Origin of the sequence: Mycobacterium sp. DL (genome assembly GCF_039729195.1) — a bacterium.
Classification (GTDB): domain Bacteria; phylum Actinomycetota; class Actinomycetes; order Mycobacteriales; family Mycobacteriaceae; genus Mycobacterium; species Mycobacterium hippocampi_A.
The window spans coordinates 1-20,477 of the sequence record NZ_CP155797.1 but is presented as its reverse complement, the minus strand read 5'-3'; the positions used below and the strand labels follow the sequence as shown (position 1 = coordinate 20,477).

Sequence of the window (20,477 nt, the reverse complement as noted above, 5' to 3'; positions counted from 1 at the left end):
ATGCGCGGCGTGGGACGTGAAGGGCTCAGGCTCGCTGATCAGTAGGGCGAGAATGGCAACGAATTCTTGTCATGGGTGTGCTTCGGCTGGGTTCGAAGGTAGGGCTGGTTGTTGTCGTGTGGGTCGCTGGGGCCACCAGCTGGCTTCGCGTAGGAGTGTGGCGATGGCGGGCACGGTGAGGGTGCGTACGACGAAGGTGTCGAGTAGCAGTCCGGCGCCGATGATGAGGCCGGCTTGGATCATGATGGCGACGGAGCCGACCATGAGGCCGAACATGCTGGCGGCGAAGATTAGACCTGCTGAGGTGATGACGGCGCCGGTGTTTGCGACGGTGCGCAGGACGCCGACACGGATGTTTCGGCCGGATTCTTCGCGCAGGCGTGAGACGAGCAGCATGTTGTAGTCGGCGCCGACGGCAACGAGAATGATGAACGCCAATAGCGGTACGGGCCAGGCGATTTCCTGGCCGAATCCCCATTGGAAGACCAGGACGCCGATGCCGAGGGAGGCCAGGTAATTGAGCAGGACTGTGCCTAGCAGGTAGAGCGGTGCCAGGAGCGCGCGCAGCAGCAGGACCAGGATGAGTCCGACGATGAGGGTGGTGGCGATGGCCAACTGTGCGAAGTCTGCCCAGAGGAATCGTTGGATGTCGGAGTTGACGGCGGGGAAGCCGGCGACGGAGACGGTGGCTTCTGCCAGTGAGGTGTTGGGTCGTGCGGTGCTGGCGGTGTGGGTGATCTGGTTGGCGAGGTCCATGGCTTCGACGCTGTAGGGGTCGTAGCTGGTTTCGATCATGAAGCGCGCGGTCTTGCCGTCGGGTGAGAGGAACTGTTTGGCGACGTCGGTGAATTGCCTGTTCTCGAAGGCGTTGGTGGGCAGGTAGAACCCGCTCGATGAGTCGGAGTCCTTGGCTGCGCGTGCAGAGTTTTGCAGTTGGGTCGCGATTTGGCTCATGCCGGAGAGCATTTCGATGTTGCTGTCGGCGAGGGTGCGCACACCGGTCGCGAGCGCTTGGGCGCCGGAGGCGAGTTGGCCGATTCCGTCCTGGAGGCGGCGAAGGTTGGCGGCCAGGTCGTCGGGGTTGCCGAGGGCGCCGAACGCTTTGTCCAGGGTGGCGACCGCGTTTTGGACGTTGGTGAGGGTGCCGGTGACGGTGGCATTGGTGGCGGGGTTGTAGCGGTCGCCGAGGGCGGCGATCTGGTCGAAGAATCCGCCGTCACGCAGGGTGGTCAGGATTCGTACTTGGTCGCGGATCTGGGCGCATTGCGGTGTGGTCGCACACCATGGCGAGGTGTTGAGGGCGCCGACGAGCGGGTCGAGCATGGTGATCGCGTTCGCTGCTTGTTCGGCCAGCGGTCGCAGGCCGGGGCCAGCTTGGATGGCTTGATCGGCGGTAGGGGCGGTGGCCGAAAGTTGTTGCAGTAGTGGTCGGAACTGGTTGATCTGGGTGCCGGCGGATTGTGCTTGGCCGAGGATTACGGCGAGGGGGGTCAGGGCGGTGCGCACGGTGGTGTCGAGTTGGGCTAGCCCGCCGGCGAGTTGATCGGCGCCGTCGGTGAGTTTGGCGAGGTCGCCTTTGCGGGCGTTGCCCTCGGCGACTGCGCCGGCCATTTTGTCTCCGATCTGGCCGTTTTGCCAGGCCAGTTCCGCTTGGTCGAGGCGTTCCCCGGTAGGGCGGGTGACTCCGGAAACCTTGGTGACACCGCTGACTTGGGAGACGCGGGAGGCCATTTCGTCGAGGTCGGCGAGTCCTTTGCCGGTGCGCATGTCGGTGGGGTTTTCGACGACGAGGAATTGGGTGATGACGATGTCTTTGCGGAAGTGTCGGTCCAGCAGCTGGTAGCCCTGGTTGCTTGCGGTGCTGGCTGGTTGACCTTTGCGGTCGTCGTAGCTGATTTTGATGGTTGCTGCGACCGCGGACAGTGCGAGCAGGATGACGAGGCTGACGATCAGCAGCGGCACGGGGCGACGAACCACGGCCACGGCCACCGAGTTCCAGTAGCGGCGGGTGCGATCGGATTTGGGTTCCCCGATGCCGCGTTTGGCGGCGATCGCCAGTACTGGCGGGAGCAGGGTGACGGTGGCCAGGAAACCGAACAGGACGGCGATGGCGCACGCCGGGCCGAGGGCGGCGAAGACGCTGAGTCGGGCAAAGACCATGGCCAGGAAGGCGAAGGCAACGGTCGCGGCGGAGGCGAGGATGACGCGTCCGATGCTGGCGGTGGCGTGGATGATGGCTTGGTCGGGGGGTACCTGCGCGCGGCGCTGTTCGTGGTAGCGGCTGATCAGGAAGACGGTGTAGTCGGTGCCAGCGCCGAGCAGGATCGCGGTCATGAATGCCACGGTGAACTGTGAGACGGGCATACCCATCTCCCCGAGCGCGGAGAGCACACCGCGTCCGACGGCCAGGCTCAGCCCGATCACCAGCAGCGGGAGCAACGCGGTGAACACCGACCGATAGACGATCAGCAGGATCAGGGCGATGATGCCGACGGTAGCGATCGAGATCAGCAGCAGATCGTGCTCGGCGGAGGCGATCATGTCGCTGAACGTCGCTGGCGGTCCGGTCACCTGCGCGGTGACCGTTGATCCGGCGAATACTTCTGCGGCGATGCTGCGCACCGCCTTCACCGACTCGGCGGCGGTGGGGTCTCCCAGTGTGCCGGTCACCCCTACCGGCAGGTACCAGGCGTTGCGGTCGGGGCTGAGGGCCTGCGCTTCGGTGACCGGATCGGCCAGCAGGTCTTGAACCAGCAGAACGTGGTCGTGCTCGGCCTGCAACCGGGCGACGAGTTCGTCGTAGCGCTGCCGTGCTGCCGGTGTCAGACCGTTGGGGTCTTCCATGGCCACAAAGAGCAGGGTTTTCGACCCTTCTTCGCCGAAGGCGGTGCTCATGCGTTCCACCGTCTGCAGGGAGGGCGCATCGCGGGGAATGAGGTCCACCGACTGCTGGCGTACCACGGTTTCCAATTGCGGAAACAGCAACGCCAACACCACGGCCGTGCCCAGCCAGGCCCCGATGACCAGTGCTTTGTGGCGGAGGGTGAACCGACCCAGGGCTGCCAGCCGGGCGCTGTACTCGCGGTTGTCCGCCGGGTCGCGAGAGTCGTTACCGCGGCGCTGAGTTTGCGAGGCGGGGCCGGGGGAATCGGTCATGCCGTCGGTCACCGAACCTCCATGAGTCAACGATACTGTCGGTATCGCTACGCTACAGCATGTAGCACAAAGGCGGCGCCGGTGCGTCGGACACCAGCTCGCCCGAAAAAGCGGCCTACCGCGGGTTGACGATGTTGGCGTTGTCGTCCTCGGGCACGTCGTGGCGCACCACGCGCACCCGACCGTGGGGCAGGCACGCCATGTAGCCGTGACGTTTGCCGTACAGCTCCCACGCGGTCTCCTCAGCGTCGGGATCGACGTCGATGCGGTGTCCACGTGAAAAGCTCAGGTGCAGTCCTCCCTCGTCGTCGGACCAGGCCTGGGTGCACACCGCGCCAGCCAAATTGAGCAAGGGGCGCTCGTACACCGAGATTCGCAAAGGGTCGATGAGGACGGCCTCGACCGGAAATCGGTCGACAGCGGGCAGGGTCAGTATCAGGGGGCGCGAGATGACGATTTCGTTGTAGTCATCGAGGTCCAGAACCAGGCCGTCACGCACAGAGACGCGTTGTACGACACAGTCTTCGATCCATTGGGTGTACATGGCCGTCTCCTTCGGCGCATCGGTGAGCCGCACCCCGAATAGTACTACCAATGGTATCGCTGCGATACTGAAAGTATCGTTACGGTGTAATGCTGCCCGCATTCGCCTGGTGGACGACTCGTCGGGTGGCCCGATCGATGCGGTCTCGGGTTTCGGCCGCTGACACCCGGTCGCTGATGAAGGCCACGAGATTGGCCAGCCAGATATCGGCGACGATTCCGGCGAGGCGCAGATCGGCCGGGGTGGGTTCACCGCCGGCGAGGGTGCGGGCCAACAGGGTTTCGATCGCCGCGGCGGCGCGGTCGAGTTCAGCGGCGGCGCGGGTGTCAGCCATGACGAAGGCGCGTGTCATCGCGTCGGTCAACAGCGGGTCACGCTGCCAGCGATCGTGCAGGTGCTCGGTGAGCCGGTCCAGTCGCTGCTGCGGCGTGGAGGCGCCGGTGGCCCAGTCCCCGGATACATCGAGGCGCTGAAACTCTCGGATCAGCGCCGCCACCAGCAGATGGGTTTTGGCTGGAAAGTATCGGTAGAGCGTGCCCACAGCGATACCGACCCGCTCGGCAACTGTCCGCATGTGGACCGCGTCGTAGCCGCCGGTGGCAGCAACAGCGAGCGCGGCATCCATAATCGCTTCCCGGCGACGTGCGGAGGCGCGTGAACGCAGCCCGCCAGCTGTGTGGCCCTGGTCGCCAGCCGAAACCCCCTGAGCCTGTACCGTTTCGCTGCTAACCCGCGCGCTGGCGGCGGTCATGATGCTTGGTCGCCGCCGCGGCGCGAGAACTGTTCGAGAAGCTCACCAAATCCACTGATGTCGCCGTGAGCGGCGAAATGCGCGGTGTCGACCACGACGAACACCGCATTCGCGGTAAACCGAGTAACGCCTTCCTGGACCCCTGCCGCCGCGACATGAAGCGCCCGCCCCTCACGGCCGGTGATATGCGCGGTGATGCGGTGAGGCTGGTGCAGTGGCACCGGCTGCAGATACTCCACCGTCAGAGCGCGCGTCACCGCCGGTGTGCCGGCGATCCACAGCGTGAAGCCCAGCACGTCATCGCACGCCGCCGCCACCGCCCCACCATGGGCTAAGCCAGGGGCCCCGATGTGGCGCTCATCGAAGGTCACATCGGCATACACCACGTCGGCGCTGCGATAGACCACCAGCCCCAGCCCGTGCGGATTGTCCGGGCCGCACCCCATGCACGTCGGGGTGTGAGAAGGCAGCCGTTCCGACGGCGCCGCGCTTTCAGGCACTAAACCGCTCCCAGTACTATTGGTTTCGCTGCGATACTCTTAGTACCACAACGGCTAGACTGTCGTTCACGACATCGCCCGAAATTCAATGCCGAGGTGAACCTGTGAACGACAGCAGTTTCGTCCTCGTCGAGCACGATGTGTGCGTCGCGGGCGTTGGCGTGGTCTTCGATGAGGGCGCGTAGGCACGCTGAGCGGCGTTGGCGTTCGTTGCGGTGGTGGGCGCCAGCGCGGTAGATGGTGGCTTGTACGCCGGCGTCGACAAGGGCCTGGGCGATGGTGCGTTTGCGGCCGTCTTTTTCGTCCTTCATGTGCAGGTAGCGTTGTCCGGGAAGGAGCAGGCCTCGTATCAGCTGACGCAGTGCGGCCAGCTCCGTCGTGACGTGGACGCTGGCCACGAGCAGATAGTCGCGTTGCTTGGTTTCGTCGACGTAGATGTGGCGAGCGGTCACGACATGCTCCGGTCGTCCGGGAGCGGCCTCGCGCGGCTGATTTGTGTGACGGCGGTGGGCCGGTCGTGGAGCGGCGGTTGTACCTTCACACCGATTCTCGGCGCGACCCTGGCCGGTTGGCAGGTTCCGCTGGATGACCGGCGTCCACGCGAGCGATTGAACGTGTCGATGCACATGCCCGGAGACGTTAACGAGCGTGCATGCAGACGCCGGTGATCAAGCGGGCATTTTCGGGGATGAGCAGGGATTTTATGGCTCGAAGTGGGAGCGGAAGCCTTCGAGCCAATCCGCGCGGGCGAAGCTGTTGAGATCGACCGGAACCCATACCTCGGCGTCGTCGGGACCGTCTGCGTCGCCGCTGGCCACCCGCTCCTGAGCTTCGAGATAGCCAGCCACGTGCATGTCCTCCGGCTGTGAAAAGACGGCTTGCATCTCGGCGAGGTTGGTCGTGAAGTCCTGGTAGGCGGCGCGGCGTTCGTCGTCGGTGGCGTAATCGTCGCCGTATCTGTCTAGCCATGCTGCCCAGTGCTCAACGGAACCCGGCTGCGGCGGCGGGGCGGCCGGCGGCGTGTTCGCGTTCATGATTTCCACGGTATGACTCCCTGCTGACATCTGCTGAGCTCCTTCGCTTGGATGTCCTTCCTCGTAGTGGCCGCTGTTGGTGCGTGGTGGTGGGGGCGGTCAAGGCTCGACCGGGGTCGAACGCGGTGCGTGGGGGGGGGGGCTGTCATGGCTCGACCGTGGTCGACCGCGCAGGGGCGTCACGGCCTTGACAGCCCCCACCACCACGTTCACCACAATTGGCGGCGAGGAAGGAGGGCACGTGCGGCTCTCAAGGCATGCGGTCGTTGTGGTCTGGCCTGGGGATTCCGGCGTCGTCGAGGTAGCTGTTGATGGCGTCGTCGACAGTGTCGGTGATGACGTACCCGCGGGCCTTGATCCATTCGAGCCGGGCGAGAGTTCCCGCGTGTAGCTGTGTGGCGAACGGGCTTTTCACCTTCCGTTGACGGGCTTTGAGTCGCGGCGCTTCGGCCGGCTGGGTCGGGGTCTCGCCGGGTGGGGTGACCACGGGGGCTGGCGGAGTTTCGCTGCTTGGTAGTTCGTGCTCGGTTGATGTTTCGGGCGCGTCGGGGGTTTCGTCGGCTGTGACCCGTGCGGCTTGTGCTCGTCGCTCTGCACGCGACAGCGGCCTTGTGGAGCCGACCTGCAATCCGGTGGGTTTCGCTGCGGCGTTCATGCGGCTTGCCGCCTTGCGGCGATGCGCTGCGCGACTTCGCGGTAGGCCACTGCTGCGGTGCAGGTTGGGGCGTGCACGTTGACCGGTACACGTTTGCCTTTGGCCTCCACCACCCGGACCGTGTGTGGAATCTCGCCCAGGTAGGCCCCGCCGTCAGCCCATTCCCCCCAGTCGGCGCGTAGCTGCCTGCGCACGTCCTTGCTGGCTTTCGGATTGCCGTCGAAATCGGCCAGCAGTACGTACCGGATTTCCACGTCAGGGTTCAGGGTCTCCTGAACATCGAGGATTGAGTTGCCCAGTTCCACCAGGCCGTCGACTTCGTCGGGGCCGGCTTTGAGGACGGCCAAAACGTAGTCGGCGGCCGCCAGCGCTGCGGTGGTCAACTCCCCCAGTGCCGGCGGGCAGTCCAGCAGCACGAAGTCGTAGCCCTCGATGTCGTCGAGTTGACGTGCTAACCGCAATTGGCCCCCGGACCCGAGTCCTGTTCGCTCGAGCTCTTTGAGCGCGAGATGGCCGGGGGCGACGTCGATACCGAATTGGCTCGCCACGATGACCTTGGCTAGCGGGACGCGCATCGTCCTGTCCGGGTGCAGGACCTCGTACATCGACGCGTCCTCGGCGTCGAGCTCGATTCCCAGCCCCTTGGTGCTGTGCGCTTGCTGATCCATGTCAATCACGAGAACGCGGTGACCCATCGCGGCGAGGTTGGCGCCGAGGTTGATGGTGGTGGTGGTCTTGCCGACACCGCCCTTTTGCAGCGCCACGGCCAGAATTTCGCACTGCTTATCTGCGGAAACAGTCATGACAGGAAGCATACTAACTTACATACAAACATGTCTACATGCAGACTTACATGTAAGAAAACATGTGATGCTGATAGGGCTATGTCAGTGCTTGGGCTGATACTTGCCCCTGAATGGTGGGGGCCGGGCCGGGTTGGGGATATACGGATGTGCCAGTACGACTCGCGATGCCGCGTAGGACGGCATCGCCCCGGCACGGTATGCCCATATGCCACCAGAGGGAGCTACGGCTGGAGCGCGGCGCCGCCAACACCCCGCGTGGCTCCGAGCGCTCCGAGTGACGCTGGCCGCGCGGGCAGCGCGGGGCGAACTGTCGATTGGGCTCCGCACGTGGGGGCTGGTGGCAGCGGTATCGACCTACTGGCGTGGATGCTTGTCCTGCATTGGTGGGATGGAACGACGCTCACCGCGTGGGGGATTGCGCTAGGGACGCTTCTGCTGGCGGCACCATTCGTGATCGGCGGGGAGCTGTTGAGCAAGTGCCGGGCCTGGATCAACGATGGGAGCCGCCGCTGCGAGCAGCCCCGACATGGTTTCCTGCGACGGTGCGCTGATCACAGGTCCCAGGCCTTGACCCTGTACGACGTGGCGGGCGGGCTATCGATCCTGCTCGGCGTGCTGAACGTCCTAGTGCTGATGAACGTCGTGCTGGGTGGAGCGCCGTGACAGAGCCCGGCGACCCGCAGCGGGTGTAGCACCAGTGACCACATCCTGTGTCGGCCGGGGAAGATCGTCAGTTGGTGTCTCAGCGCGGTAAACCGTAGCGAGCACGGATGTCTTCCTCGCTGAACGTACGGCCGGCCGCGAGGTCGGCCTCCGACTCCAGCAGCGACTTATGTAGGGCTGCCACGTCGATGGACGGGTCGTCAAAGGGCCAGTCGTCGAGGTCGTCGATGGGCCACTCTTCTTTGAGTGCACCGCTGTCCGCTGGGGAGGCTGGGTCGTCGGGCGTTTCCCAAGCTTCAATTTCGTCCGGTAGTAGCGGCTCATCGAAGTCATCCGTGATAGCGAGGTCGGGCAGTTGGCCGAAGCGGCGCGGGGGAGTGCGCTTCGGCCCGGTGTCACCGTCCTCACTCGTCACGCCCTCAGGATAGATAAGGGGGCCTCGTCGTAGTACGCGGCCTACGAACCGAGCGGGTACAGCGGCGGTCACTCCAGCAGGTTGATCAGGTAGCGGCCGTGCTTTTCTGCGGCGTCGATCTTGCGGAGGAGGGCGTCTTCGAGTGCGATGTTTCCTTCGAAGATGATCGCGAGGTCCTGGCCGGTCATGTAGATGACGTTGCGTTTTCCGCTGACGTTGGCGAAGTACTGCAACACTTCCTCGTCGAAGCCGGCCATGGAGATGAACAGTCCGCGAGTGCTTTCGAGCTTGCCGTCGACCTTCAGTTTGAATCCGGCAAGGTCTTCTTTGTCGGGTGGCTGGTTGCGCCAGCGTGCTTCAACGAGATAGGTGAAGCCGCGGAAGTGGAAGGATCCGTCGACCTGCTCGTGGGGCTGCCGGGTCGATCCGGTGTATTCCAGTTCGTTGGCTCGGAAGAGGTCGGCGAGGAGCTTTTCAAGCTGGTAGCCGCGTGCTTGGCGTTCGGCGTTTGTGCTCGGCTTGCTGCGGGCCAGGGTGGCGAACTCAGTCCGGAGACGGTCTAGGGTCTGCTGTTGCTCGGTGATGTGCTGTTGGCGCTTGGCGGCTCGTGTGGCCCGGTCATTTCTGGCGGCCTGTTCGGTGTCGACGATGACGCCTTCGTGGGCGGCGGTTCGGCGCAGCGCATCGAGAGCATTGCGGCCAGCGGTGAGGTCTTCGACACCGTTGGCGGGTCGTTGCATGCCGCACAGTTCGGTGACGATGCGGCGTTGGACTGCCCACCCGTTGGGTCCTAGTTCTTGCAGCTCGTCAAGGATGCTGCGGGCAATCTTGACCTTGGTGTTTTCCAGGTGGTCATAGCGGTTGTAGACCGCGGCGGGGACACCGGCGCCGAGCATGAGCGATTTCAGGTCGCCGCGGTAGTGCAGGGCGGTTCGGCACGCAGCGAGCACTTCGTTGCGGATGGCCGTCGACAGGGGACGCGGTGTGGTCATCGTGCTAGTTCCAGGCATCGGTAGACGCTGGATCGGGATATGCCCAGGGTGCGGGCGATCTGAGCTCGGGGAGTGCCTGCTTTGTCGAGCGCGTGGGCGGCGGCGATGGTGTCGGTGCTCAGACCGGGGCGGCCGGGGTGGCGGCCGGCGGCACGGGCGGTGGCTACCCCTGCCGCGGTGCGTTCGGCTGCGATGGCTCGTTCGAACTCTGCGACAGCGCCGAAGACGTGAAAGATCAGCCGCCCGCCCGCAGTGGTGGTGTCCACCGATTCGGTGAGGGAACGCAGTTCGACGCCGCGGTCGTGCAGGTCCGTGGCGACGGCGAGCAGGTGGGGTAGGGAACGGCCGAGGCGGTCCAGCCGCCACACCATGAGGACATCGCCGCGGCGGACGTAATCCAGGAGGCTGGCCAACTCAGGTCGGTCGTCGCGGGTTCCCGACATCTGGTCTATCCAGATACGTTCTGCACCAGCCTCTCTGAGGGCTGCGATCTGCATCTCTGGTGACTGGTGCAGCGTGGAGACGCGGGCGTATCCCAGCAGTGCCATCGATGCGCGCCTTTCCAGGTGTGTTTTTAACCCTGTCCACGTTAGAGCCGTAGTGGGACAGATTTCTGGGACACACCGACACGGTGTTCACGCTGGTCACCGTGGGTCCGCGCAAGGTGCCTATTTTTCGGTCGTCTTTTTGGGCTGTCAGACCACTTCCTCTACGCCTGAAGGGTTGGCAGTTCGGCGGCGGTGGGCGGCGAGGAAGTCGTCGACGATGTCCGCGCAGTCGTGGTGGGTGATGGTGCGAATTCCGGTCATGCGGGCGAAGGCGAGTGGGCCGACGAGTTGGCACAGTGCCAGTTCGAGGTCGAAGTCGTTGATTTCGGTTCGGGCTTCATCGCTGTGCAGTAGCGCGTCGAATGGTTGTCGGTATTGGTCGACGACACGGGCTCGCAGTGCTCTGGATGCGTGGCGGTCGTCGGTGTCGTCTTTGGCGCCGGTAGGTCCGAGCGAAAGCCATGCCAGGGTGGTGACGTGCAGCGGAGCGTCGTTGAACAGGGTGGCTTGGCGGCTGAGTAATTCGATGAGTTGATCGCGCAGGGATCCGCTGGTCGGCGCCGGTGTGGTCACCTGCGGAAGGAGTCGCTCGAATGTGGCTGCAAGCAGATGCGATGAACTCTGGAAATGCCGATACAGCGTGGTGCGGGCCACCTTGGAGGCTTTGGTGACCGCATCGATGGTGACGGCTTCGACCCCTCCTGTGCTGAGAAGTGTTGCGGCAGCATCCAGTAGCCGGTTGCGTGAGCGGATTCTTCGCGGGTCGATGTCGTCATCGGGGGGTAGCGCTGATTGGCTCCCACGCCGGCGGCATCCCCGCGGTGATGAAGTCCATCGAGACCCTGCTGCACACAGACGCGCTGACCGTCAGCGGCAAGACCGTCGCCGACAACCTGCCCTCCGGCATCTCCACCGCCGCAGACGTCATCGCCACCATCGATGCCCCGTTCCAGCCGCCGCAGGGCCTGGCCGTGGTGCGCGGCAACCTGGCGCCCACCGGCGCAGTGATCAAGTGCAGCGCGGCCACCCCTGCCCTGCTGGTGCACCAGGGGCCCGCCGTGGTGTTCGACGACATGCGCGACATGATGGCCCGCTTCGACGACCCCGACCTGGACGTCACCGCGGATTCCGTGCTGGTGCTGCGTAATGCCGGCCCGCGCGGTGCCCCCGGCATGCCTGAGTGGGGCCAGCTGCCCATCCCCAGCAAGCTGCTGCGCCAGGGCGTCACCGACATGGTGCGGATCTCCGATGCCCGGATGAGCGGAACCGCCTACGGCACGTGTGTTCTGCACGTCAGCCCCGAGTCGGCCGCGGGCGGTCCGCTGGGCCTGGTCCGCGACGGCGACATCATCGCGCTGAACGCCCACGCCGGCACGCTGGACCTACTGGTTCCCGACGACGAACTGGCCACCCGCCAGGCGCCACCCCCGCGCCATCGACAGCGTCGTGGCTACGCGGCCATGTACGTCGACCGTGTCCTGCAGGCCGACCGGGGGTGCGATTTCGACTTTCTGGTCGGCCGCTCCGAGCAGCCCGAAAACGAGCCGGACGCCATTTTCGACGGCTGGGTGGGGGGCTGGTGAGTTAGCGGCTTCTTGGCGATCCCGCCCTGGTCAACGGCCTGATCGACGCTTTCCCAACGCGGACCCAACAGCCTCGCGTGTACCGTCGACACCATGACCCAGGCACCTGCCTCACCTCCGCTGCACATGCAGCGTGTCGACTTCGACCCCATCCCCACCCTCGGCGAGATCCGCGAGACCGAGGGGGTGCGCACCGTCATCAACGCTTTCGGCATGCCGGTGTACCTGGTGACCCGCCACGACGACATCAAGACGGTGCTCTCCGATCCGGAGCGGTTCTCCAATGAGCGCCCGCCAGGGTTCGTCGTACCCGGGGCACCCGAGGTGTCCGAGGAAGAACAACGCGCCGCCCAGTCCGGCAACCTGCTGGGCCTGGACCCACCCAGGCACACCCGGTTGCGCCGCATGCTCACCGGCGAGTTCACCGGCCGCCGGATGAAGCGCCTGGAGCCACGGATCACCGAGATCGTGACCCAGCATCTGGACGCCATGGAAAAGGCCGGTCCACCAAGTGATCTCGTCACCGACTTCGCATTGCCCATCCCGTCACTGGTGATCTGCGAGTTGCTGGGCGTGCCGTATGACGACCGCGACGATTTCCAGCACCGCACCAGCCGCCAGCTCGACCTGTCGATCCCGATCGAGGAACGCTTCGAGCTGCAGCGCGCCGGGCGTGCCTACATGCAGGCGCTGGTGGCCGGCGCACGTCGCTCACCCGGTGACGATATGCTCGGAATGCTGGTGCGCGAGCATGGATCCGAGCTCACCGACGACGAGCTGGTGGGCATCTGCAGCCTGCTACTGGTGGCCGGTCACGAGACCACCTCCAACATGCTCGGCCTCGGCACCCTGGCGTTGCTGCAGCACCCGGATCAGCTGGCCCTGGTGCGCAACGACCCCGATGCCGTGGGCCCGGCGGTGGAGGAGCTGCTGCGCTGGCTGTCGATCGTGCATTCGGGCATCCCCCGCATCACCACCAACGACGTGGAGATCGCCGGGGTGCAGATTCCCGCGCACCAGCTGGTGGTCGTCTCACTACCGTCGGGCAACCGCGACCCGAGCTTCATCGACAACCCGGAGGTATTCGACGTCCGCCGCGGCGCCATGGGACATCTGGCGTTCGGCCACGGTGTCCATCACTGCCTGGGCGCACCGCTGGCCCGGATGGAGATGAAGATCGCGTTTCCGGCTCTGTTGCAACGCTTTCCGACCCTGCGCCTCGACGAATCCTTCGACGACGTGGCCTTCCGGTCCTTCCACTTCATCTACGGGCTGCAGTCGCTGCAGGTGGCCTGGTGAGGGTGCGCGCCGACCGCGACGTCTGCATCGGCGCCGGGGTCTGTGTGATGAACAGCGAGGCGGTCTTCGACCAGGACGACGACGGGATCGTGGTGCTGCTGGTCGAGGATGTGCCCCCAGCCGAGCAGGACAACGCGCGAAAAGCCGTGCAGCTCTGCCCCTCCGGAGCGCTGAACATCGTCGAGTGAACGGGCGTTGACACTGCACCCACCGTGACAAAGTGCGAGTGACAGTCACGCTGGTTGCAGTCTCGATGAAGTACCAAAAACCCTGTGTCACTTGGGCATCTGACGTCACATGGCGCGGATTTTTGTCGGTGGTCGCACGTATGTTCGAGGCATGGGTAGCTCAGCCGTCGCAGACCGGGAGGCGATGCTGGCTGCCCTGGCGCAGATCGAAACCCTGACCGCGCAGATGAATCGCCTGTCGATCGACGCGTTCACCGATGTCGAGTTGTTGGATGTGCAGCAGCGTCTTGAAGCTATCGCCCGCGCGCAGCCGGTCCTCGATCATCGGGTGTATCAGCGGATCACCTCCCAGAGCTCACCGATATCCCTGGGCGCCAAGAATTACTCGGCAGTGCTGTCGCAGCGGCTGCGGATCTCCAGCTCGGAGGCGCGTCGGCGGTTGGACGAGGCGGCGTTGTTGGGGCCGCGGACCTCGCTGACCGGTGAACCGCTGGCGCCCTCCATGCCCACGTTCGCGCGTGGTCAGGCCCAGGGGTTGATCGGCGCCGAGCGCATCAAGCATGTGCGGTGGTTCTTTCGTGAGCTGCCCGGGTTCGTGGATTTTCAGACCCGGGAGAACGCCGAAGTCCAGTTGGCCCAGCATGCCTGCGAACTCGGACCCGCCGAGTTCCGCACCGCCGCCGCGCACATGCTCTACCTGCTGAACCAGGACGGCGAGCTCTCCGATGAGGACCGCCAAGCCCTGGCTTATATCCGGGTCGGCAAGCAACGCCCCGATGGGATGCGGCCCTTCGAAGGACTCCTGACTCCGGAGGCGTGGGCCACCTTAGAGCCGTTGATGGAGCGCAACGCCGCCCCGGGGATGTGCAACCCCGCTGACGAGCACCCCTGCCTCGACGGCGAACCCACCGACGAGCAGATACGCAACGACACCCGCACCACGGGCAAACGCAACCACGACGCGCTGCTGGCCCTGTGCAAACGCATGCTCACCACGCAGCCGACGGGGACCATCAACGGCCTGCCCGCGAATGTCGTGATCACGGTGAGTCTGACTGATCTGGAGAAGGGCACCGGCCACGGCCTGACCGCCGGCGGCACGAGGCTGCCGATCGCCGACGTGCTCAAGTTCGCCGCCCACTCCCGCCCGTGGCTGGCGCTGTTCGACGGCAAGGGCCTGCCCCTGCACCTGGGCCGGGCCCGCCGGACCGCCACCCTGGCTCAGCGGCTGATGCTGCTGGCCAAACACCGCGGCTGCACCATGCCCGGCTGCAGCGCGAGTGCCTACCGCTCCCAGGTGCATCACGCCAACCAAGACTGGAAGGACGGCGGGCGCACCGACATCGAGGACCTGACGTTGGCGTGCGGGCCGAACAATCGCATGGTGGAGACCGCCGGCTGGACCACAAGGAACCGCCCCACAGACGGCGTCACCGAATGGATTCCGCCCCCCGAGCTGGACTGCGGCCAGTCCCGCACCAACAACCTCCACCACCCCGAACGGATCATCGACCACGACGATCCGTAGGCGGACAAGACCCAAACCTGCTCGCCGACAGCGGGAATCAGTCGCCGTCGCGGTGCAGGTCGATCAGCCCGGCCTTGCTCAGCGCGAGCACGCTGACGATCAGCACCCAGACCGGGAACGCCAGCGTCAGCCACACCGTCACGTCACTGGCCACCAACAGCGTCAGCGCCACCACGTAGGTGAAGATCACCAGCCCCCGCGACACCAGGCCGGTCTTGAGCCAGATGGTGGCCAGCGACATCATGAACACCGCTGCCATTCGCAGGGCGTAGGTCTTCGACAGCGCGATCAGCAGTGCCTGACCGAACACGTGCACATCGGCTCCGTAGTCGGCGCCGCGGCTGGCCACCAACGCCACCCCCACGGCAGACGACACGAAGATCATCGCGAGGAACAGCAGCCCACTGCCCAGGAAGACCGAGGCGAAGAACTTGTCCTCGAACCTGCCCAATCCGTCGCGCACCACTCCGATGAACCACAGGAAGCAGATGCCGGCGAACGGCATCAGCACCGCCGCCGCGCGCACCTTGCCCTCCGAACCCTCCACCCACTGCGCGCCCGGCTGGGCGCCTTCGGGAAGCGCGGTGTGGATCAGCGCGATCGCGACGCCGAACAGCACGGCGAACAACACGCCCGGCCAGGCCAGCCGCGCGTGGGGTGGACAGCCGGCGCACATCGCGCTCGGGACGTTCGGTGGTCACGTGATCATGGTGCCGCCGAAACTGCGCGGGGTGCGGGATTTCAGGGTAAAACGCCGCACTGCCTGCAGTCTCGGCGCCGACCCGTCAGGGCTGGCCGGCGAGCAGACGCACCATCAACCCGTTGGCCTCGGCGAGCACATTGCCGTCGGGGTCGCGCAGCTCGGCGTTGACGAACGCCTTACGGCCGTCGGTCTCCCGGATCCAGCCGCGCGCGGTCAGCGTGGTGTCGATGGGCGTGACCTTGCGGTAGTCGACGTGCAGGAAGGCGGTGCGGCTGATCGGCCGGCCCGCGGCGTGGATCACCATGCCGAACACCGAATCGAACAGCAGCGGCACCATGGTGAAGTTCGACAACCAGAAACTCATCGAATACACCCGAGCCGCCGGCTGCCGCGACACCCTGCACTACGAGCACAAACGCCCCCACGCTGACGCGCTGCTGGCCATCCCCGACGCCATCGCCTGGTGCTGGGCCAAAGGCGGGCACTGGCGCAAGCTCATCAACCCCGCCGTCACGGTCACCCGCGACGTGTGACCAGGCCCCAAAAATCGCGAAGCCCGAGCGCCACGGTCGTCCGGCCGGGTCTCGGGCTCACTTCCTGAAGCTCAACGCAACAGGCACCACCTATGATAGCCCACACTGCGCTGCCCTGATACCCACACTGCGCCGGGGTCACCGGGCGGGTTGCCCGAACTCCGCGATGACCTCGGCAACGGCCTCGTCGTAGGTCAGCACGCCGCGCTCGATTCGATCGAGGAGATCACGCGCGCCCGGCGAAACCTCGTGGCCGGCCAGCCCGCTCGCCGCCACAGCGACGGACACCGCCTCGCCCTGGGTGGGCGAACGCCTGGGCGTGTTCAACTCCAGTACTCCGGTATCCGCTCCAGCCTTTCGCGGTAGGCCGGGTCAGTCAGCTCCGCCAGATGCACATCCGCCGCGTCTCTGTCTCGCCATTGGCGGGCGCGGGCGGTCGCCTCCGCCACCCAATCGCTGAGCACCGGCCCGACCCCAGGTGTCGCCCGCTGCAATGTCGCCCGGTGCAATGTTGTGGCCGCCGCGGTGGCGCTTTCGGTGATCAGGTCGCGGCGCTGCTGCGCCAACTCGCGGACACCGTCCGCCTGGCGGGTCCACACCTTCATCCCCTGGAGCACGGCGATATCGCCGTGGCCCTCGCGCTGCTGGAGCATCCGCTCTGCACGCTCTCTGCTCTGCACAAGCTCCTCGGCCTCCTCGACGCCGACCACCTCCAGCGCCGCACACCACCAAGCCCGCAGCGCCTGGCCTGCACTCACCTCCCCCGCGCGGGCTGGTTCCCACGCCCACCAGGCCTCGGCGTCGTTGTCGGCCAGGTCACGCAGTGCCAACAGCACCTTTTCGCCTGCCTCCTGGCTCGGCCCCACCGGCTCGGCGGTAGCCGCAGCCGCGGCCGCCGTTCGCCGCACAGCGATTACGTCAAAGCCGGGCAGCCCCGGACCCAGGCGAGGTATCTCCACTGGTATTGGAGCCGGGCGAGGTATCACCGGACCCACCCGGGGCCAACCCTGCCCCGGCGACACCGCCCGGATATGGCGCGCCGCATCGCCCCGCCACCAGTCCGGGTCGCCTGCGCGGGCTACCCGCAGCGCCGCAGCGGTCCGGTCCGCCCACATCACCCGCCAGTCCTCTTCGAGTTCGCCGTCACGGGCAGCTTCCAGCAGCGCCCACAACACCGCCCGCCCGGTTTTGTGCCAGGCCCACTCCTTCAGGCTGCTCATCGGCGCTGCCCCGGTTCGAGCACCGCGAGGGCCTGGTTTAACGCTCCGTCGACGGCATGCCCGAACCCGGCGGCCCAGCCGCAGTAGGCGACATCGGGCAACGACACCGGCTGGTCCCGCCAGCATCCCAACATTTCAACGATCAGCGCTGACCGGTAAAAGTGCCGGTAGAACCCGCGCTGGGCCTCGGACACATCAGACTCGTCGGCGTCCAGCACCCCATCCGGGTGCAGCACGCCGCGCTCCGCGACGTGCTTATGGTGGGCATCCCAGTCGACAGGCTGGCCCGCGCCCAGCCGCTCCACCACCTCACGCCGGTCGTAGGGGTCCACCAGCGGCGGGGTCATCGGCGGTCGATCCGCCTCCACAGCCTTGGCCTCGTCCAGCACCGTCTGCGCGACCGCCTCGGCCACCCGCCGCCACATCGCCTCACCCAGCACCAGCTGCGTCTTGGCCCAGATATCCGGTGCCACCGCCTCCAAGCGATGCCGGTAGCCACCACCAGCCGTTGGCGCCTCACCCGGCGATCGGCGGATATCGGCGTCACGCACCGCCTCAAACTCGCCCACCCACTCCCGTGGCTGTTGCACCCCCAGCTCCGAGCTCACCAGCGCGCGCGGCCGAACATCGGTCACCCGCGCCAGCTCCTCGGCGTGCGCCGCCAGCAGCTTCGCCGCAGCACGGACCCCGACGAACCGGTGCGCCCAGTCGATCGGCAGTGCGTGGTCATAGACCGCCAACGTCGCCGAGGCCGGGATCACCACACCGGGCGGCACATAGGCACCGTCGCCAACCGTCGAGGCGATCGCCACCACCTGACCGGTCGGCAACGCCAGCACCGACACCGCCCACTCCACCCAGCCGCCGTTCAGCAACTCCTTCCGCACTTCGGTACCGCGCACCAGACCATCGAGAATCCGCCGCGCCAACACCAGCTCCGCACTCGGCAGCGGCTCGCCCGCCGCCACAGCACCAGCCGCCGCACCAGACCCAGAACTCGACGCCACAACCGGCGGCCCACCAGCGCTCTGCTGCGGCGGCGCTGACGTGCCTGGCGGCTGAGCCGAGGTCGGCAACGTCGCCGCACTCGGTGCCGGAGCACCACCACCGCCACCGGGCGGCACATACGGCATCAGACCACCCCCACCACCGCCGCCAGGAGGAACCGGTGCCATACCGCCGCCGCCGGCCGGGGCCGGTGCACCCGGCGCGGCCGGTGCCGGGGTCGGCGCGCCCCCTCCCTGAGCAGGAACCACCGGAACCTGCCCACCACCGGGCGACGCCGCCGCCGAAGAAGGATGCGGGCCGGCGAACTTCTCCAACGATGGTGTCGGAGACACCGCGCCCGAAGCGCCCATACCCGACGCCAAACCCGACTGGAAACTACTCGCCGCACTCGACAAATTCGGATTACTCGACAGCGCCTCCGACATCGACGACGCCGGAGCCGTCGCCGCATCCTTCAACGAACTCCCGCTCAACGGATTCAAACCGGTCGGCATTTGCGGCGGCCGTACCGAGCCCACGCCGCCCATGCCCGAGCCCACCCCGCTGCCCGCATTGCCCATCTGGGGTATAGCTGTAGGCGACGTGACGGGACTGGCCAGGGGCGTCACGGGTCGCTCGACCTCGCCAGCTACTGGCGCTGGTGCGTCCGCAAACTCGTTGCCGGTGGCTGTGTGATCCACCTCGACCACTTCGTCAGCGACTCTCGCTTGGTCACCCTGGAGGTGTTCATCCCCGGCCCCCTTGGCGTCGCTTACCGTGTCCGCCGCCGACCCCAAGTCGCGGTCGGCTTTCTCTCGCGGCTCGTCCACGGCAGATTCGTTTTCGGTGGTTGTTGGCCCTGCCTGTGTTCCGTCACGCGGGCTGTCCTCGCCCGGCATAGGGGTCGGTGGCGGGGTCGCGGCGATGTCTCCCAGTGCGACGGACTGTGCTGTTGCCGCTTCTGTTTTGTATGGGGCAACAGAGAACGGTGTCTTGGCCGTTTGTGCTGCCTCCCAAGCCTTTTGAGCGGCATCCCCGATGCGCGTTAGGTCTGTTTTCAGCCCGACCACCGTGCTCTTGTAGGACTCCCCGGTAACGGCTTTCGAACCGAGATGATCCGCCACGGCGTAGGCATGATTCATCATCTCGGTGAGCCGTTCGACCCGCGCATCGCCGGCCTGCCCCTGCAAGAGGTTTGGACTCTCGGACCGTTTGCGTTTGAGCGTGTCGCCGTAGTCGGACAACCGCTGCTCAGCGGCCCGGTGCTCATCGACCACACGCTGAATGTCGTTCTCGGAGATGCTCGGCCAGAACTCACCGATCGCCATCGCGGCGGCCACACCCGGCGGACGCTGAATATCACCAGCGCCGCCACCGCTGACACCTACCCCGCCCGCCCCTGCCTCGGCCGCGGTGTTGGCACCGTCGGCGATGAGCGCCTGCGCCTCGACCTGGATGTTGTTGGCTGACTGTCCCGATGCTGCGGGCATTTCTATTGCCTCCGTTGGGTGTTCGGGCTGTGCGCACAATGCACGACAGACTCAGCCGAGACCACAAATCTTCCACACACGGTCACTCGCTGCGTTCTCCTCTGCTGCGCTGTGCGGTCGCGGTTCAGCCAGCCCACGCGTGCGGACGGGTGCGTACGCGGCCATCCGTGCGTAGTAGACCGACACCAGTTCTGCCACCGCTTCTCGAATCTGGGGACTCGCGCTGGGGAACTCATGCAGAGCCGTCTCTAACGCGCCCACACCGGGCAGCAGTTCGGCCGCGTTCTTGTCCTTTCTCGGCATCGCGCTGTTGATGGTGGCGTAGCGCGTGCACAGCCCGACGTCCTGGGCGTGGGTGTCGCCGCTGGCTGATGCACCTGCATCATTTGCGGGCTGAACAGCCTGCGCGGCGGCATCGGGCGATGAGGACTTGATGGCCATGGCTCCGATAGCGGTTCCCAGCCCGGCGGAGATCAGAGCTGTGGCAGCGACGATGGCGATGAGTCCGCCTCGCCCCAGACGGTTCGGGGCCGAGGGCGGTGGGCCGCCGAGATCGGCTGGCGGATGCTGCACGTCTTCCCCCTCGCTGAGGTCGCTGGCTTTTTGGGCCAGCGTATTGGCGCGCACTGACAAAAGCACGCGCCGAACACCCCCAACGCCCAAGTCAGACAACAAAGTTCAAATGAAGCGTTCACGTGATGACTGCTATTGATCGATTTGTTTTCGCGTCAGTCATACAAGGGTGAACAACCCGGACCTGGCCGTAGCCGCTCGGGATTGGCCATGATCTGTCCGCATCGGCGTGTCGCGCGTTTCCAAAACCCCTCGACTGACAGAGTGGGCAATATGGCTCGTCCAAGCAAAGGTGACCGCGCAGCGCAC

The 20,477-nt window shown here is 66.0% G+C and carries 21 protein-coding genes and 2 pseudogenes; 5 read left to right on the top strand and 18 right to left on the bottom strand.

Features of this window, described 5'->3' with window-relative positions; genetic code table 11:
• Window positions 1-69 precede the first annotated feature (69 nt).
• From ABDC78_RS29795 to ABDC78_RS29740, 12 genes are all read right to left on the bottom strand, one after another.
• Window positions 70-3,156 (bottom strand): MMPL family transporter, encoded by a 3,087-nt coding sequence (locus tag ABDC78_RS29795; protein ID WP_172831639.1) that lies wholly within the window; start codon window positions 3,154-3,156, stop codon window positions 70-72.
• Window positions 3,157-3,271: 115 nt separating this feature from the next.
• Complete coding sequence (locus ABDC78_RS29790) at window positions 3,272-3,700, bottom strand: DUF6188 family protein (protein ID WP_044544298.1); 429 nt, start codon at window positions 3,698-3,700, stop codon at window positions 3,272-3,274.
• A gap of 79 nt (window positions 3,701-3,779) precedes the next feature.
• Window positions 3,780-4,451, bottom strand: coding sequence for a TetR family transcriptional regulator (locus ABDC78_RS29785; protein ID WP_044543340.1), 672 nt, complete (start codon window positions 4,449-4,451; stop codon window positions 3,780-3,782).
• On the bottom strand, window positions 4,448-4,951 hold the full coding sequence (locus tag ABDC78_RS29780) for a PaaI family thioesterase (RefSeq protein ID WP_044543341.1): 504 nt from the start codon (window positions 4,949-4,951) through the stop codon (window positions 4,448-4,450). Before ABDC78_RS29780 ends, ABDC78_RS29785 begins: the two co-directional genes overlap by 4 nt.
• Window positions 4,951-5,403, bottom strand: a complete 453-nt coding sequence (locus ABDC78_RS29775) for a hypothetical protein (RefSeq protein ID WP_178359818.1) — start codon at window positions 5,401-5,403, stop codon at window positions 4,951-4,953. The genes ABDC78_RS29780 and ABDC78_RS29775 overlap by 1 nt, the downstream gene beginning before the upstream one ends.
• 249 nt (window positions 5,404-5,652) lie before the next feature.
• Window positions 5,653-5,985 carry a hypothetical protein gene (locus tag ABDC78_RS29770; RefSeq protein ID WP_044544301.1) on the bottom strand — a complete coding sequence of 111 codons (333 nt, stop codon included), beginning with the start codon at window positions 5,983-5,985 and terminating at the stop codon, window positions 5,653-5,655.
• A gap of 250 nt (window positions 5,986-6,235) precedes the next feature.
• A complete protein-coding gene (locus ABDC78_RS29765) occupies window positions 6,236-6,640 on the bottom strand; it encodes a hypothetical protein (protein ID WP_065143243.1) in 405 nt (134 codons plus the stop codon).
• Window positions 6,637-7,443, bottom strand: coding sequence for a ParA family protein (locus ABDC78_RS29760; RefSeq protein WP_044543345.1), 807 nt, complete (start codon window positions 7,441-7,443; stop codon window positions 6,637-6,639). Before ABDC78_RS29760 ends, ABDC78_RS29765 begins: the two co-directional genes overlap by 4 nt.
• A gap of 745 nt (window positions 7,444-8,188) precedes the next feature.
• On the bottom strand, window positions 8,189-8,524 hold the full coding sequence (locus ABDC78_RS29755; protein WP_065143241.1) for a hypothetical protein: 336 nt from the start codon (window positions 8,522-8,524) through the stop codon (window positions 8,189-8,191).
• A gap of 68 nt (window positions 8,525-8,592) precedes the next feature.
• On the bottom strand, window positions 8,593-9,516 hold the full coding sequence (locus ABDC78_RS29750) for a restriction endonuclease (RefSeq protein WP_050019250.1): 924 nt from the start codon (window positions 9,514-9,516) through the stop codon (window positions 8,593-8,595).
• On the bottom strand, window positions 9,513-10,064 hold the full coding sequence (locus ABDC78_RS29745; protein ID WP_044543343.1) for a recombinase family protein: 552 nt from the start codon (window positions 10,062-10,064) through the stop codon (window positions 9,513-9,515). The genes ABDC78_RS29750 and ABDC78_RS29745 overlap by 4 nt, the downstream gene beginning before the upstream one ends.
• 147 nt (window positions 10,065-10,211) lie before the next feature.
• Window positions 10,212-10,832, bottom strand: a complete 621-nt coding sequence (locus ABDC78_RS29740; RefSeq protein ID WP_155769388.1) for a TetR/AcrR family transcriptional regulator — start codon at window positions 10,830-10,832, stop codon at window positions 10,212-10,214.
• A gap of 56 nt (window positions 10,833-10,888) precedes the next feature.
• On the opposite strand from ABDC78_RS29740, the gene ABDC78_RS29735 reads away from it, so the two are divergent.
• The 4 genes from ABDC78_RS29735 (at window position 10,889) to ABDC78_RS29720 (ending at window position 14,662) form a co-directional block, all read left to right on the top strand.
• Window positions 10,889-11,647, top strand: a complete 759-nt coding sequence (locus ABDC78_RS29735) for a dihydroxy-acid dehydratase (RefSeq protein ID WP_065143239.1) — start codon at window positions 10,889-10,891, stop codon at window positions 11,645-11,647.
• A 93-nt stretch (window positions 11,648-11,740) separates the two neighbouring features.
• The gene (locus ABDC78_RS29730) at window positions 11,741-12,946 is read left to right on the top strand and encodes a cytochrome P450 (RefSeq protein ID WP_065143238.1); all 1,206 of its coding nucleotides are present in this window, start codon (window positions 11,741-11,743) and stop codon (window positions 12,944-12,946) included.
• A complete protein-coding gene (locus tag ABDC78_RS29725) occupies window positions 12,943-13,134 on the top strand; it encodes a (4Fe-4S)-binding protein (protein WP_065143237.1) in 192 nt (63 codons plus the stop codon). Before ABDC78_RS29730 ends, ABDC78_RS29725 begins: the two co-directional genes overlap by 4 nt.
• Before the next feature lie 151 nt (window positions 13,135-13,285).
• Complete coding sequence (locus tag ABDC78_RS29720) at window positions 13,286-14,662, top strand: HNH endonuclease signature motif containing protein (RefSeq protein ID WP_065143236.1); 1,377 nt, start codon at window positions 13,286-13,288, stop codon at window positions 14,660-14,662.
• A 37-nt stretch (window positions 14,663-14,699) separates the two neighbouring features.
• On the opposite strand, the pseudogene ABDC78_RS29715 reads toward ABDC78_RS29720, so the two are convergent.
• Both ABDC78_RS29715 and ABDC78_RS29710 read right to left on the bottom strand, forming a co-directional pair.
• Window positions 14,700-15,327 (bottom strand): annotated as a pseudogene (locus tag ABDC78_RS29715) (hypothetical protein).
• 120 nt (window positions 15,328-15,447) lie between these two features.
• Window positions 15,448-15,702 (bottom strand): annotated as a pseudogene (locus ABDC78_RS29710) (PaaI family thioesterase); the annotation flags it as partial.
• Between ABDC78_RS29710 and ABDC78_RS29705 the strand changes: the two are divergent.
• Window positions 15,701-15,898, top strand: coding sequence for a hypothetical protein (locus tag ABDC78_RS29705; RefSeq protein ID WP_178359819.1), 198 nt, complete (start codon window positions 15,701-15,703; stop codon window positions 15,896-15,898). The pseudogene ABDC78_RS29710 and the gene ABDC78_RS29705 overlap by 2 nt on opposite strands.
• A 138-nt stretch (window positions 15,899-16,036) precedes the next feature.
• On the opposite strand, the gene ABDC78_RS29700 is transcribed toward ABDC78_RS29705, so the two are convergent.
• Genes ABDC78_RS29700 through ABDC78_RS29685 form a run of 4 tightly spaced genes read right to left on the bottom strand, consistent with a single transcriptional unit; the run spans window position 16,037 to window position 20,168 of the window.
• Window positions 16,037-16,186 carry an antitoxin VbhA family protein gene (locus ABDC78_RS29700; protein ID WP_231992779.1) on the bottom strand — a complete coding sequence of 50 codons (150 nt, stop codon included), beginning with the start codon at window positions 16,184-16,186 and terminating at the stop codon, window positions 16,037-16,039.
• Between the two features lie 35 nt (window positions 16,187-16,221).
• A complete protein-coding gene (locus ABDC78_RS29695) occupies window positions 16,222-17,118 on the bottom strand; it encodes a hypothetical protein (RefSeq protein ID WP_044543349.1) in 897 nt (298 codons plus the stop codon).
• Window positions 17,115-19,595 carry a hypothetical protein gene (locus ABDC78_RS29690; RefSeq protein ID WP_065143235.1) on the bottom strand — a complete coding sequence of 827 codons (2,481 nt, stop codon included), beginning with the start codon at window positions 19,593-19,595 and terminating at the stop codon, window positions 17,115-17,117. Before ABDC78_RS29690 ends, ABDC78_RS29695 begins: the two co-directional genes overlap by 4 nt.
• Before the next feature lie 51 nt (window positions 19,596-19,646).
• Window positions 19,647-20,168, bottom strand: coding sequence for a hypothetical protein (locus ABDC78_RS29685; RefSeq protein WP_178359817.1), 522 nt, complete (start codon window positions 20,166-20,168; stop codon window positions 19,647-19,649).
• Window positions 20,169-20,477 lie beyond the last annotated feature (309 nt).